This window comes from Paraglaciecola psychrophila 170 (assembly GCF_000347635.1).
GTDB classification, from domain to species: Bacteria; Pseudomonadota; Gammaproteobacteria; order Enterobacterales; family Alteromonadaceae; genus Paraglaciecola; species Paraglaciecola psychrophila.
The window spans coordinates 5166620-5180959 of sequence record NC_020514.1 but is presented as its reverse complement, the minus strand read 5'-3'; the positions used below and the strand labels follow the sequence as shown (position 1 = coordinate 5180959).

At 40.8% G+C, this 14340-nt stretch carries 11 protein-coding genes and 1 pseudogene; 9 read left to right on the top strand and 3 right to left on the bottom strand.

What is annotated here, in order from left to right:
• The first annotated feature begins 64 nt into the window (after window positions 1-64).
• The 4 genes from C427_RS22765 (at window position 65) to C427_RS22750 (ending at window position 2822) form a co-directional block, all read left to right on the top strand.
• Entirely contained in the window at window positions 65-466 is a 402-nt protein-coding gene (locus C427_RS22765) for a Dabb family protein (RefSeq protein WP_007638926.1), read from the top strand.
• A 24-nt stretch (window positions 467-490) separates the two neighbouring features.
• The gene (locus C427_RS22760; RefSeq protein ID WP_007638928.1) at window positions 491-1021 is read left to right on the top strand and encodes a DUF3750 domain-containing protein; all 531 of its coding nucleotides are present in this window, start codon (window positions 491-493) and stop codon (window positions 1019-1021) included.
• 214 nt (window positions 1022-1235) lie between these two features.
• A complete protein-coding gene (locus tag C427_RS22755; RefSeq protein ID WP_007638929.1) occupies window positions 1236-1403 on the top strand; it encodes a DUF2065 domain-containing protein in 168 nt (55 codons plus the stop codon).
• A gap of 120 nt (window positions 1404-1523) precedes the next feature.
• The gene (locus tag C427_RS22750) at window positions 1524-2822 is read left to right on the top strand and encodes an adenylosuccinate synthase (RefSeq protein WP_034899549.1); all 1299 of its coding nucleotides are present in this window, start codon (window positions 1524-1526) and stop codon (window positions 2820-2822) included.
• A 213-nt stretch (window positions 2823-3035) separates the two neighbouring features.
• Here the strand turns inward: C427_RS22750 and C427_RS26625 are convergent, their stop codons facing one another.
• The 3 genes and pseudogenes from C427_RS26625 to C427_RS22740 all read right to left on the bottom strand — a co-directional run bounded on the left by C427_RS26625 (window position 3036) and on the right by C427_RS22740 (window position 6135).
• Entirely contained in the window at window positions 3036-3185 is a 150-nt protein-coding gene (locus C427_RS26625) for a hypothetical protein (RefSeq protein ID WP_007638931.1), read from the bottom strand.
• 42 nt (window positions 3186-3227) lie between these two features.
• Window positions 3228-4122 (bottom strand): annotated as a pseudogene (locus C427_RS22745) (IS982 family transposase).
• Between the two features lie 246 nt (window positions 4123-4368).
• Complete coding sequence (locus tag C427_RS22740; RefSeq protein WP_007643759.1) at window positions 4369-6135, bottom strand: acyl-CoA synthetase; 1767 nt, start codon at window positions 6133-6135, stop codon at window positions 4369-4371.
• A gap of 365 nt (window positions 6136-6500) precedes the next feature.
• On the opposite strand from C427_RS22740, the gene C427_RS22735 reads away from it, so the two are divergent.
• From C427_RS22735 to C427_RS22715, 5 genes are read left to right on the top strand one after another with little or no spacing between them, the layout of a single operon-like run.
• Window positions 6501-7685: an iron-containing alcohol dehydrogenase gene (locus C427_RS22735; protein WP_226991309.1), complete on the top strand. Its 1185-nt coding sequence runs from the start codon at window positions 6501-6503 to the stop codon at window positions 7683-7685.
• Window positions 7686-7690: 5 nt separating this feature from the next.
• Window positions 7691-8389 carry a TetR/AcrR family transcriptional regulator gene (locus C427_RS22730; protein WP_007643755.1) on the top strand — a complete coding sequence of 233 codons (699 nt, stop codon included), beginning with the start codon at window positions 7691-7693 and terminating at the stop codon, window positions 8387-8389.
• A gap of 41 nt (window positions 8390-8430) precedes the next feature.
• Window positions 8431-10056 carry an AMP-binding protein gene (locus C427_RS22725; protein WP_007643753.1) on the top strand — a complete coding sequence of 542 codons (1626 nt, stop codon included), beginning with the start codon at window positions 8431-8433 and terminating at the stop codon, window positions 10054-10056.
• Window positions 10057-10108: 52 nt separating this feature from the next.
• Window positions 10109-12349, top strand: a complete 2241-nt coding sequence (locus C427_RS22720; RefSeq protein ID WP_007643751.1) for a TonB-dependent receptor — start codon at window positions 10109-10111, stop codon at window positions 12347-12349.
• 55 nt (window positions 12350-12404) lie between these two features.
• Complete coding sequence (locus tag C427_RS22715) at window positions 12405-14336, top strand: flavin-containing monooxygenase (RefSeq protein WP_007643750.1); 1932 nt, start codon at window positions 12405-12407, stop codon at window positions 14334-14336.
• Window positions 14337-14340 lie beyond the last annotated feature (4 nt).

The window sequence follows — 14340 nt, the reverse complement described above, 5'->3', positions numbered from 1 at the left end:
AAACGTGTGACTACCAAGCCCGATCAACAATAATGAGTACTTTAGGCAAAGAAGACGAGTTAAAATGAGAACATTAAATAGAAGACAATTTATCGCATTAACAGGTGCAAGCTTAGTTGCGAGTGTCGCAAAAGGAGAACAATTGATGACAACAAAAACACAACTGATCCATACGGCCTATTTTTGGTTAAAAAATTCAGACTCTGTGGCTGACCGCGATCAATTGATTGCGGGCCTACAAACACTAAGACAAGTCCCAGCGGTTAAAGCGTTACACATAGGTCTGCCTGCTACCACTGAAAAACGTGATGTAGTTGATAATAGCTTTCAGGTATCTGAATTAATGATGTTTGATGACTTAGCTGGACAGAGTGAATATCAAGCTCACCCTATTCATCAAGCCTTTGTTAAAAACTGTTCCCATTTGTGGTCAAAAGTATCTGTCAAAGACTCTATTACAGTTTAGAGAATTGCGTCATTGAGGTGAATTGTGAATAAAATTGTTGTGGTTATTTTAGTTTTTGGATTGTTGGTGGGTTGTACCAATACTAATTGGCGTGACGCAAGTCGTGAGCCTGCTGGTATGGCTGCTGATCCAACAATTGAGAAAAGTGCTGTTATTGAGGTGTATGCAGCCGATGCGTTTAGTTGGCGAGGTTGGTTTGCAGTTCACACTTGGATAGCGGTTAAACCACAAAATGCGGCCGAGTATACAGTTTACGAAGTAGTGGGTTGGCGAGTAAGCAGTGGCCTGCCTGCACTTCGTGAATATAAAACGACCACACCTGATACTTACTGGTATGGTGCCAAACCCGAAAAAGTGTTGTCCATTATTGGAGCAAAGGCCAATAAGCTTATTCCGCGAATTGCAGACGCTGTAGCTCGCTATCCTTGGGCAAATGAATACACATTATTTCCTGGCCCTAATAGCAATACATTTCCTCAATGGGTGGGGTTAGAAGTGCCCGAATTGGGATTAGAGTTACCATTTCGCGCACTAGGCAGCAGTTACGCAGATTAACTCAAGCGCTTAAGAAAGCTCACTTAGATAGAACAAAGCGTGTTGGACTGTTCATTAAAAGTTTAATTTTCATAAATCTAATTTTTAGGGGAGTGAGAATAGTTAAATAATTATTTGTCAGTTTATTTGCGTTAGCCAACCGGCGTATTATCCTAGCTTATATTTTATCTAATTCGAGGTTTTATCAATGTATTCGTTTGGCGAAGTAATCCTGATGGCGATAGCCATTGTTTTGATTGTAGAAGGGATTGGGCCGATGTTATTTGCCAACAAATGGCAACATTTCCTGCAACAAATTTCGCAGCAGCCAGTTACTCAATTACGCACGATGGGAGGTATTTTGGTCACTATTGGCGTCGTTAGTTTGATTTTCTTGCTTTAGTCTCAGGCATGTATTTGTTAGCCATTATACAATTGATTATAAGCTGCGCGATTTTGCTATTTAGATGCAGATTGTTTTTTGTTAGAATCCTCGCCTAATTTTATTACTCCCTTCTATTTCATGGCTAAAAATGTTGTTGTACTTGGCACCCAATGGGGTGACGAGGGTAAAGGTAAGGTTGTTGATTTACTCACAGATCAAGCAACTTATGTAGTGCGTTATCAAGGTGGCCACAACGCGGGTCATACACTTGTTATCGACGGTGAAAAAACCATATTGCACCTTATTCCGTCAGGAATTTTACGTGAAAACGTAACCTGTGTTATTGGCAATGGTGTCGTGCTAAGTCCTGAAGCGCTGCTCGAAGAAACAGCCATGCTAGAAGCGCGCGGTGTACCAGTTAAAGAACGCTTGGTTATCAGCGAAGCTTGTCCGCTTATTTTGCCATATCATGTAGAGCTAGACTTAGCTCGCGAAAAAGCCCGAGGTAATAAAGCTATAGGCACCACTGGCCGTGGTATTGGTCCAGCCTATGAAGACAAAGTCTCGCGCCGTGGTTTGCGTGTTGGCGACTTGTTTAATCCTGAAGACTTTGCGGTTAAGTTAAAAGAAGTCCTTGAATACCATAACTTTATGCTAACCAATTATTATAAAGTTGAGCCAGTCAGTTACGAAAAAGTATTAGCTGATGCACTAGCGGTAGCTGATATTTTAAAAGCTATGGTAGTCGATGTGACGGACGTATTGGATAAAGCGCGCTTGCGTGGCGATGCCATTATGTTTGAAGGCGCTCAAGGCACATTGCTGGATATTGACCACGGTACTTACCCTTATGTAACGTCATCTAATACCACAGTAGGCGGAGTTGCTACTGGCGCTGGTTTTGGCCCACTTAACTTGGATTATGTATTGGGTATCGTTAAAGCGTACACCACTCGTGTTGGTTCGGGCCCCTTCCCAACAGAACTAGACTGTGAAGTAGGTCAGCATCTTGGCGTTAAAGGCCATGAATTTGGTGCCACAACAGGTCGCAAACGTCGCACCGGTTGGTTTGACGCTGTTGCTATTAAACGTGCGGTACAAATCAATTCTATTACTGGTTTTTGTTTAACTAAGTTGGACGTACTTGATGGCTTAGAAAGTTTAAGTATCTGTATTGGTTACAAAGACGCTCTGGGTAATATCCAAGATGTACCACCTATGGCAGCTGACGGTTATGATTTGATTACGCCTGTATATGAAAGCATGCCCGGTTGGAGTGAAAACTCTTTTGGTGTGACCAATTATGAAGAGTTACCACAAGCGGCTAAAAACTATATCAAACGTCTTGAAGAACTTACTGGTGTACCAATTGATATTATTTCGACAGGTCCTGATAGAAAAGAAACTATAATATTAAGACATCCTTTTGATGTTTAATTTTATTAATTAAAAAAGGCCGCAGATTGCGGCCTTTCTTATGATTTGTAAAAAAACTTTGCGTGCTAGTCTGTGTTAAAATGTAGTGTGAGATATACAGATATCAGATAATTTGTGTGATGTTTCCTGCATCATTTCGGCTTCCTGCTGCGATTGCGTGCTTTGCAGTTCAATATTAGAGAGTGCTTGATTGGTGGTATCGGTTTGTTGTAACTAGTCATCTATTTCTTTTTCGATTACGCCGTGCAAATTATTGATTTTAAGAATGACGTGGTTTAATGAATCAACAAATTCCTGTGATTTTTTGATTTGAGATAAACTGGCTACAGCTTGATCTTTATCCTGAGTTATTGCTTGTATCACGCTATCCGCTTCTTTTTGTAGTTTAGCTAACCTGAGTTCTGCTTAAGCGATGACCATAGAGTTCAGCTCTACGTCAGTTAAATTGAAGCTTGGCTTATTTTCTTTTAAACAATAAGCGACCAATCCCGCGAGTAAATTCAGCATAAAGCTGTTCATACTCCGATGCCTTGAGTGTTCGATATAAGAAATATTCTTAAGTTGGTCGTTTATTGTTTCAATTATATAGCGCCTTGAAAGCATGGCCCTATCCCACAACGATATAGCTTTTGCTTTCATATTTTTGCGAACGGTTGTGATGAGACTTACACCTTTGTCTAATAAATCCGCTTCCAAATCTTTACTCAAATAGCCTTTGTCTCCATACAATTTATCAGTCAAACCTTCTGCTAATTCACGTATGGGTTGAGTGTCATGCACATTGCCGGTTGTGACTTTCGCAGCAACAATTTCACCGTGATGATTGACGACTAAGTGGAGCTTGAAGCCATAAAACCAACCCATAGTACCTTTACCTCGTTGAGCGATACCGTCGAAGGTTTTATGTCTAGGTATTCGATGTTATGACACACCTTGATGCTTGTAGAGTCAATGAATTCATGTCCTGATGGCTTTCCTTTAAGTGATGTGAAGTAGGCACACATGGGCACGGTAACTCTAGGCATGACCGGTAGAATCGTGTGTAATTCAATAAATTTGGAAACGCATTTTTGTACACAAGAGATACATACCCAAGAGAGTAGTTTTTGAAATCACGGTAATGTGACATATGAAAACTGACGACAATCGTCATAATTTCATATGTGGTCATTTGCCCTTCTCTTTGCCCTTCTTTTTGACGTTTTCGCGTTGCGTCTTCGAGCAGTTGTTTACGCCATTGAAGAATAAATACTTTGCAAAAATAATCGACATCACAAAACAACTCAACTAATTTACTCATGCCTGTTCCTTTTTAGATTCATCTCTTTTTGTCGAAAGATCGGATCTTGGAACAGGCATTTAGTTTAGTTTCTTCAACAGGATTCAGGTTAAATAGCAAAAATTCACAACTGTCTCTTTCCGCACTTATCGAAATATATAAATGTTATTGCCCAACATCAGGCGATTTTAGGGAATTATTTGAAACTAGAAGACGTTCACTGACTATTAACTTCTCAGTCAGCGAACTAATCATTGATATATGTTGCTATTCTGAGGCTGTGTTATTATCTGCTATTTCACGCAGTTCAAACTTTCTAGTTTTACCTGTTGAGGTTTTTGGTAATTCGCCAAAAACAACTCGTGTAGGGGCCTTAAAATGCGCCATATGAGCGCGACAGAAGTCAATTAAATCCTGCTCAGTACAGGTTTCTGCTAATTTCAAGGTAACGAAGGCACAAGGTGTTTCGCCCCACTTTTCATGCTTCATCGCAACTACTGCTGCTTCTTGGACTAATGGATGACGGTAAAGCACATCTTCAATTTCTATACTTGAAATATTCTCCCCTCCAGAGATGATTATATCTTTGGACCTATCCTTAATTTCGATATATCCATCTGGGTGCCAAACTGCCAAATCACCTGATTGAAACCAACCTCCCTTGAAGGCTTTTTCAGTAGTCTTAGGATTTTTTAGATAACCCTTCATCACAAGGTTTCCCTGCATAAAGATTTCACCTATAGTTTTTCCATCTTGTGGAATGGGTATGAGGGTATCCGGATCGGCAACCATCAGGCCGTCAAGCATGGGTGCTCGAACCCCTTGGCGAGATTTTAATCGAGCTTGATTTTTCGGGGATTGTTTACTCCAATCGTCATGCCACGCACACACGACTGAAGGACCATAGGTTTCGGTCAAACCATATACATGTGTCACTTCAAAACCGAGTGCTTCCATTCCTTCTATAACCTGGGCCGGTGGTGGAGCGCCAGCAGTCATCACTTTAACCTTATGTTCGATTCCCGACTTTAATGAACTATCGGCTAGATTTAGCATATTCAATACGATTGGTGCACCACAGAAATAATTAACTTCTTCTGACTTGATTAAATCGAATATCGCATCAGCTTGCACATGGCGTAGGCAAACATTCACTCCAGCCATCAATGCCACAGTCCATGGAAAGCACCACCCATTACAATGGAACATGGGGAGCGTCCAAAGATAAACAGGGTGCTGTTGCATACCCCAAGACATTGCGTTACTCACAGCATTAAGGTAGGCCCCTCGATGATGATAGACCACGCCTTTAGGATCACCGGTTGTGCCTGAGGTATAATTTAGAGAAATTGCATCCCACTCATCACTCGGGGGTTGCCAGTTATAATGCTGGTCACCAGTTTCTAGAAAAGCTTCGTAATCTGTAGAGCCAATCAACTCCCCATCCTGCCAATTAACGTCATCTATATCGATGACCAAAAAGTCATTAGGCAACATATCAAGCGCTTTGGTAACCATGCCGCTAAATTCTTTATCAACAAACAATACTTTGGCTTCGGCATGTTCAAGGATAAAGGCGAAACTCTCAGAATCGAGTCGAGTGTTGATCGAGTTAAGCACTGCGCCACACATAGGGACTGCAAAATGCAATTCAAAATGCTCCGGGATATTTGGCGCAATGAGCGATACTGTATCGCCTACACCAATACCATATTTACTTAAGGCGCTAGCCATTTGTTGGCAGCGTTGATAGGTTTCAGCCCAATTTCTGCGGATATTGCCATGAACAACTGCGGTATGGTTTGGGTATACTTTGGCAGTCCGGTCAATAAAGGTTAATGGTGAAAGTGCCGTGAAATTTGCGGATTTCTTATCTAGATGCTTTTTGTAGGCGTTATTATTATCGAGCAAGGCTAAGTTCCTTAATAAGTTTTCTACTGTGTGACCAATAATCTTGAGTAGCTTTCGTTTGTGTTTACGCTGCATAAATTTTGTTGAAGCAAAGATACAGCCTTGAGCTGACTTACCGCCCATTTTTTAACGTTATGTTAACAATAGTTAACAACCAACTTTATTTCCTAATCTTCAAAAATGTTCTCACTACAAATGATAAAACTTTTATAAATCGGAGTAACAAGTCTCAGCCTTAGTATATTTCGGACATATATCGCCAAATTTACTCTATTTCTTGTCATCAAACATTCTAATGATTTTTGATTTTCACTATATTGTTGATAAATATACTGACGAGTATATTTTAATTACTTAGGTATTAAATTATTTATTTAGTATAAAAAAAAGTAGCGGTATGTAAATGGTAATAGTAGTATGTGAAAATATTGTTATCAATCAGAGCCTTTATAGTTAATTTTTTTGGTTTATTAATAGGGAAAATCATTATGTCTGGAAAGTATCAAGTAACTTTAGCTGCGACGGAACAAGTCATGTTTGGTCGTCCCGCTAGTGAATGTATAAAAGAATTAGTTAAACAATATAAATTTGAGAGAGTTTTAATATTGGCTAGTAAATCTCTCAACGAAAACACCAGTGAAATTTCTAATATAGAAGCAGCGCTTGGGCGCCATCATGCTGCAACTATTGACGGGATACAGCCTCATGCACCAAGAGCTGATGTGATTAAGGTTACAGACGCAATTCGCTCAGTAAATGCAGATCTAGTCGTAACCGTTGGCGGCGGATCAGTAACCGACGCGGGTAAAATTGCCGCACTACTTGTTAAGCACAATGTAACTGATTCCAGTCAAATGGAAGCATTGCGGATAACAATGACTGAAACTGGCGAAATGGTTAACCCTCTGGATAATATGGTTGATGCTGGTCCTGATATAGCGATTATTTGTGTACCAACAACGCTATCTGGTGGGGAGTTCAACCCACTATCAGGAGCAACAGACGAAGTAAGCGGCCATAAGCAAGCATATTCCCACCGTGAAATGGCACCTAAAGCGATCATTCTTGATCCGGCAATAACTGTGCACACACCTGAATGGCTCTGGATCTCTACAGGAGTAAGGTCAATTGACCATTGTGTCGAAACGCTAGCTTCACACTTATCTAATGATTTTGCAGATGGTTTGGCTGCCAATGCTTTACGTATGTTGTCAGAAGGTTTGAAACAAATGAAAACGGATCCTCAGGATCTCGATGCGCGCCTGAAATGTCAAATGGGTGCCTGGCAGTCAATGGTACCAATTATAGGCGGCGTACCTATGGGAGCTAGTCACGCTATTGGTCATATCTTAGGTGGTGCTTGCAATGTTCCTCATGGTTATACGTCCTGTGTAATGTCCCCTTATGTATTGGAATGGAATAGAGCACATGATGAATCTCGTCAGGTTCGTATCTGTGAAGCATTGGGAGCGGGTGAAAAAACAGCCTCTGAGGCGCTTGATGAATTGATTAGGATGCTTGGTATGCCTCGCACATTGACTGAGGTCGGAGTGAGTGAAGATAAGTTTGATATGGTCGCTGATTTGACATTAGAGGATATATGGGGACGCACAAATCCGAGACCTATAGTGGATGCAAACAGTATTAAAGAAATCCTTAAAATGGCGATGTGATTTTGATGACTTCAACAACTGATAACAATTCAGAAAATTCTAAAAATCAAAGTGATGATACAAAACATACTCTGGGTCACCTGAAGGGTGAGTTGCTTTCATTAAAACGAAATCGAATTCTGGAGGAGGCAACGATACTTTTTTTTGATCAAGGTTATGCGGGTACAACAATTGACGCAATTGCAAAAAGACTGCAAGTAACCAAACCTTTTATATATAGCTACTTTAAGAACAAAGAAGCGATATTGGCAGCCGTTTGTGAAACTGGAGTCAATGAATCATTAGAGGTTTTGCAAAAGGCATTATCAACTGATGGTTCTTACCGAGATATTTTTATTCAAACTCTCTGGCAGGTAGGGAATGTCGTTATAAAACGGCAAGCCTGCATCGTTACGTATCTGAGAGAAATCAAAAAACTAAATCCACAAGATGGCCAGCGTATTCTGCTGAAACGCCATGAATTTGATCACAATATCGCTAAGTTGATTAATTGTGGGGCAAGTGCTGGCGAGTTTGAATTGAGTGCCCATGAAATGGATGTCATTTGGATTGGTGGCTTAATCACTTGGTTGCCTGTTTGGTTCTCGTTAAATGGGACGTTATCACAGCATGATGTTCTCTTGAGTTTTGTGAGCGCCGGATTAAAACTAATTGGTGCAGAAAAAATGTCCGAATTAGAGAAAAATAAAATTACCAAACAGTAAGTTCAAATTAGAAGCCGAAGTAAATGGGAGCTAAGAATCTAATGAAACAAAGTGACTTTTATGATTACAGAATACCGGATCGCGATAAATGTGTGGTTAGATATTTAATTGACCGCTGGGCAGCAGAAACCCCAGATAAAGTATATGTCCAATTTGAAGATGGGGATGCTTGGACTTTCGCTGAATTGAAAGAACGAGTCATTCGAGTCGCAGCAGGGTTCCAAAAGCAAGGAGTGAAGCAGGGCGAAACCGTTGCTGTTTGGTTGCCAAATGGACCTGATGCATTACTCGCATTTTATGCTTTAAATTATATCGGTGCGATTTTCGTCCCGTTTAATACTGCTTATCGAGGCAACATGTTACGCCATGTTATCGATAACTCCGATGCTAGCATTATCGTTGTACACAAAGATTTAGTTCCTAGATTGACTGAGATTGATTTAGCTAACCTAAAGGTTCAAATACTTAGTGGTGGGGGAAGTGATGTGGATACTGGTTTAAAAAGTCACTTTTTTGATGATTTAAAGCACTCAACTAATGAACTAACCCCGTTGATTAGACCAATTGACCCTTGGGATCCGCAATCTATTATTTACACTTCAGGAACAACAGGTCCGTCTAAAGGCGTGTTGTCATCATACCTACATATGTTTAGTAACGCAGGTCCTGAAACTTGGCCAATGGTAACCCACGAAGATAGATATTTGGTCGCAGCTCCTCTTTTTCACATCGGCGGAATGGCGCCTCCATTTGTAATGTTAGTGCGTGGAGCATCGTTTGCATTATTAAGTGGGTTTTCAACCGATAAATTTTGGGCTGCGGCAAAAAAATCGAAAGCTACCGTAGTTTTCCTCTTAGGTGTAATGGCAACATTTTTAATGAAGCAACCCAAAAGTGAACATGACAAAAAACACGGAGTGAAAAAAGCGTTTATGGTTCCATTATCTGACGATGCGCTTGCCTTTAATGAGCGTTTTGGGATTGATATTTATACGATTTTTAATATGACTGAAATCTCATCACCAATTGTATCGGAACCTAACCCGTCGGTTAGAGGCACGTGTGGAAAAGTGCGACCTGGAGTTGAAGTGAGATTGGTTGATAGCAATGACTGTGAAGTTCCTGTAGGACAAGTCGGCGAAATGATAGTCCGCACCGACCGACCCTGGGGTATGAATAGTGGCTATTACAAAAATAGTGAAGCTACAGCTGAGGCATGGCGCAATGGATGGTTTCATACCGGTGATGCTTTTCGTCAGAACGAAAGCGGATATTTCTATTTTGTCGATCGTATCAAGGATGCTATCCGTCGACGAGGAGAAAATATTTCTTCTTTTGAAGTGGAAGCTGAAATTTGTAGTCATCCAGCAGTAAAAGAAGCAGCAGCGATAGGGGTACCTAGCGAAGCAACAGAAGACGATGTTATGGCGATAATTTCCATTGTAGAGGGCGCAGAAATAGACCTCAAAGCATTGTGTGAATTTTTGGTTAATCGAATGCCATATTACATGGTGCCGCGTTATATCAGGATCGTAGATGCGCTGCCAAAAACACCTACTGAAAAAGTGCAGAAATCTCAACTTAGGATAGAAGGCTTAACATCTGATACCTGGGATCGAGACAAATCCGGTTTACGATTTAGCCGAGAAGTTTTAGGGCAAAACTGAAGAATATAAATATAAAACTAAGTATTCAGATAAATATTGAAGGATTTAAACGATGATAAAGCAAAATAAAATTGCTGCTGCTGTGGCAATAGGTATCGCTGTACTCCCATATCAATCCTGGGCACAAGAAAACGCAGATAAGTCCGTAGACGACGTTGAAGTTATTATTGTTCAAGCAACAAGAAAAAGTGCTGCACTTGAAGATATAGCAGGATCATTGAACGTGGTCTCTGGCAAAGATATTGGTCCAGGCGGTATTCAAACTTCTTCTGATCTGGCTATAGAAATTCCTAATTTTTCTGTGGGTGAACAATTTGGTGTAAACCGTGCGTTCATGCGAGGAATTGGCTTTAATAGTATAGATCTTGGTGCAGATGGCGCAGTCGCTTTTCTACAAAATGGCTCTGTCATTACCCGTCCTGCAGCGCAGCTTGCTGGTTTCTATGATTTATCACAGGTCGAAGTACTTAGAGGTCCGCAAGGAACTTTGTACGGACGTGGAGCAACTGGTGGAGTTGTGAATATGGTGACAACTAGACCTTCTAGTGATTTGGAAGGATATAGTCGTATTACCTACGGTAATTACAACACAGCAAACTTAGAAGGTGCTATTGGAGGGCCGATTAATGACAAGTTGATGTATCGTGTTGCGGGTGAATACGAGAGTCGAGATGGATATGGTACCAATCGAGCAACAGGTAATCCTGTTGATGACCGTAAAGCCTATGCTATACGTGGGTCACTTCTATATGACGTGAGTGATGATTTAGAAGTTTTATTGGTTGGTGATTTTTTTCGAGAAGATGATTTCAACTACGCTTTTCATGATCTCGGACCATCTATTATTGAAAAGGAACTCTTACCTGGACCAGTCTTTGGCGGGCAGACTATTTATGATTTGACAGATAACCCTGAAACCCGTGATATCAATTCAGATCAAGATGCAATAAATGATCGAAGAGGGGTGGGATTGCAAAGTGTAATCACCTGGCGTCCCGGTGAATTGAAGGTTGAATCAACAACATCTTATCGTCAATTCGAACGTTTTAACCGGAATGATCTAGATGTAACCGACGTCGATGCATTTGGACAAAATAACTACACCGAAAATAGCCAAGCTTTTACACAAGACCTCACCCTGAGCTACAGCGTTGATGAATGGTCATTTCTTGGCGGCGCGTCATATGTTTATGAAGAGCTTGATGGTGAGGTGCTAGTACTCTTAAATAATATCGGCACTATTATTTTTGGCGAACCCCCAGGAGTTATTCCTGACGGAATTTTTCGTCAAAAGGGTTCTATAACTACCGATGCCGTAGGTTTATTTTTTGAGACAACGTATGAAGTATCACCAGAATTTAGATTAACTGCTGGCGGGCGCTATAATCACGAAAAACGTGAAGGAAAAGGTGATTTTACTTTCTCCCCATTTGGTGTTTTTGTCGAAACTGACAAAGCAGAAAGTTGGAATGCATTTACCCCAAAATTCATGATGGAATATGATTTCAGTGATGACTTGATGTTATATGCAGGGATAACGAAAGGCTTTAAAAGTGGCGTGATAAATGTTGGAAGTGTTAATCCTATAATTGAACCTGAATTTATTTGGAGTTATGAAACTGGCTTCAAATTACACGATAAAGAAACTGGTTTAATCTTAAATGGTGCGGCTTTCTTCTATGATTATACCGATTTACAAGTTGGATTTGTAAATGCAGAGAGTCTTGTGGAAACTATAAACGCGGCATCTGCAGAAATTTGGGGTATTGAGTTAGACGCTTCATTTCCTGTTACCGAAAACCTTTCAGTTCGTGCGTTTGCAACATACCTTAATACAGAATTTACTGACTTCTGTAATGGGTACTATGCTGCAGGGGTTCCATCAAAAAGACAGTTTGTAACGTGTCCTACAGACCCTACCATAAGTGATTTGTCTGGTAATCAAATGCCTAATGCACCTGAATATACACTGGCTATTTTTGCTGATTATTATCTAACTTTAGGAAATTCAGGCGAGATGGATTTTTCTATTGGTGCCAATTATCAAGATGACGTTTATTTTACTGAGTTTAATAATAGTGACGCTTACCAAGAGGGATTCATTAACATTAATGCAAGTATGAAATTTACTCCTGCGAGCGATAGGTGGTCTTTTTCTTTGTGGGCCCGGAATCTAACGGATGAATATGTCGTAGCGAATAATATCACTGCAGCACCACTATATAGCTTTTCGCGTGTTGGCTCGCTTCGACCGCCGAGAACATTTGGTGTCACTTTAGATATGAACTTCTAATTTTGTACTGCAGTGTGTCTTGGCCGCTGCAGCCTATTTTTTATAAGGATCCGTAATGTCAGACGCTATAAATACTCAGTTAGATCTTGAACTTGAGAAGCGATTCCGCAAAGCAATTTCTATAGCTAATATACCTACGTTGTTAATGGTACTTGTTCAATTGACCGGAGACCAAAGTTGGTTAGCCGCACCATATATGCCAAGCCGCGCGCGTGGTTTGGATGATAACGACAGCGGCGGACTACCTGAAGATATTCAGCGAAAAGTTCGCACAGCTGCTGCAGATGCGGTGATTGAATGGAAAAAAGGCAAGCCTGTTTCTATTTCTGAACCCTCGGCAGACTTGCTCACTCGAATGATTAGCATATCAACTGGGGAAACCGTTCCTGAGAACTATGGTGAGATCATTGAGGCAGAATTATTACCATCGATCCCTCGCAAAAATGGCAATACGTTTTCAGGGCAGGTACCTGATGATTTTAATGCGATAATTATTGGCGGTGGTGTATCTGGTATATGCGCTGGAATAAAGCTTCAAGAGCATGGTATTGATTTCACTATCATCGAGAAAAATTCTGGCTTTGGCGGAACATGGAAAGAAAACCAGTATCCGGCAGCAGGTGTTGATACACCTAACCACTTATATTCTTTTTCATTTGCGCCTAACGATTGGACTCGCTATTTTGCATTACGAGGTGAAATAGTCGCCTATATTGAAGCAGTCGCTATGGACTATCAATTATCTAAAGATACACACTTTGAAACGACTGTGCTACAGGCCAAATTTGATACAGCTACAAAGAAGTGGCACGTAACAATTGTTGGGCCAGACGGTCAGCAACAAACCTTAATTGGTAATGTGATATTAAGTGCAGTTGGGTTGTTAAGTGTACCTTTTGTTCCTGATATCCCTGGACTAGATACCTTTACAGGTAGAGTGTGTCACACAGCACAATGGCCTAGCGACTTGGATTTAACCGATAAAAAGGTAGCCATTGTTGGTAACGGCGCCAGTGCCATGCAGGTAGCTCCGGCCATCGTTGATAAAGCGAAAAAATTGACGATTTATGCCCGCTCTAAACAGTGGGCAGCTCCCTTTCCGCAATTTCAGAAAGAAGTACCTGAAGACATACGCTTTCTATTGAAAGAAGTGCCACTTTACCAGGCTTGGTATCGTCAGCGTCTGGCTTGGACATTTAATGATCGTCTACACGGTGCTTTGCAGCGTGACCCAGACTGGACAGATAAAAAACACTCCATTAATGCGACCAATAATCGTCATCGCGATATATTCCTCAATTATATCAAAACCGAATTAGGTGATAGACAAGATTTACTGGAAGATCTTGTTCCAGATTATCCGCCTTACGGAAAAAGAATTCTGCTTGATAATGGATGGTATCGCACGGTAGCAAAACCTCATGTGAAGCTAGTTCCACACCGACTTAAAGAGGTTAAAGGCTCTACTCTTGTTGCGGATAACGGAGAGACTATTGATGCTGATATTTTAATTATGGCAACAGGATTTAAAAGCACAGAGATATTATCTTCTCTTGACGTTTTAGGTTCTAAAGGGGAGCACTTGAAGGAAGTTTGGGATACAGATAATCCTAAAGCCTATATGGGGACATTGGTACCTGACTTCCCGAACATGTTTGTTTTACTTGGACCTAATACTGGGCTTGGTCATGGCGGAAGCATTATACCCGTGGTAGAGCGACAAATTAATTACGTATTATTATTATTGGAAAAAATGTTTGAAAATCATAGTAGTACAATTGAAGTTCGTCGTGATGTATTCGAAGAATACAATCAAAAAGTGGACAGTGCACACGCGAAGATGATCTGGACGCACAAAGGCACCACTAATTGGTATCGCAATAAAAGAGGCCGTGTAGTTGCGATTACACCATGGCGTAATGATGATTTCTGGCGAATGACCAGAGAAATAGACGAAAGTAACTATGTGTTCGATGTTAATACTTGATTGA

Excerpts from the sequence above, each read along its gene's own strand:
- C427_RS22750 (WP_034899549.1), top strand. The coding sequence starts at position 1,524 with ATGGCTAAAAATGTTGTTGTACTTGGCACCCAATGGGGTGACGAGGGT.
- C427_RS22715 (WP_007643750.1), top strand. The coding sequence starts at position 12,405 with ATGTCAGACGCTATAAATACTCAGTTAGATCTTGAACTTGAGAAGCGA.
- C427_RS22735 (WP_226991309.1), top strand. The coding sequence starts at position 6,501 with ATGTCTGGAAAGTATCAAGTAACTTTAGCTGCGACGGAACAAGTCATG.
- C427_RS22720 (WP_007643751.1), top strand. The coding sequence starts at position 10,109 with ATGATAAAGCAAAATAAAATTGCTGCTGCTGTGGCAATAGGTATCGCT.
- C427_RS22755 (WP_007638929.1), top strand. The coding sequence starts at position 1,236 with ATGGCGATAGCCATTGTTTTGATTGTAGAAGGGATTGGGCCGATGTTA.
- C427_RS22730 (WP_007643755.1), top strand. The coding sequence starts at position 7,691 with ATGACTTCAACAACTGATAACAATTCAGAAAATTCTAAAAATCAAAGT.
- C427_RS22765 (WP_007638926.1), top strand. The coding sequence starts at position 65 with ATGAGAACATTAAATAGAAGACAATTTATCGCATTAACAGGTGCAAGC.
- C427_RS22740 (WP_007643759.1), bottom strand. The coding sequence starts at position 6,135 with ATGGGCGGTAAGTCAGCTCAAGGCTGTATCTTTGCTTCAACAAAATTT.
- C427_RS22725 (WP_007643753.1), top strand. The coding sequence starts at position 8,431 with ATGAAACAAAGTGACTTTTATGATTACAGAATACCGGATCGCGATAAA.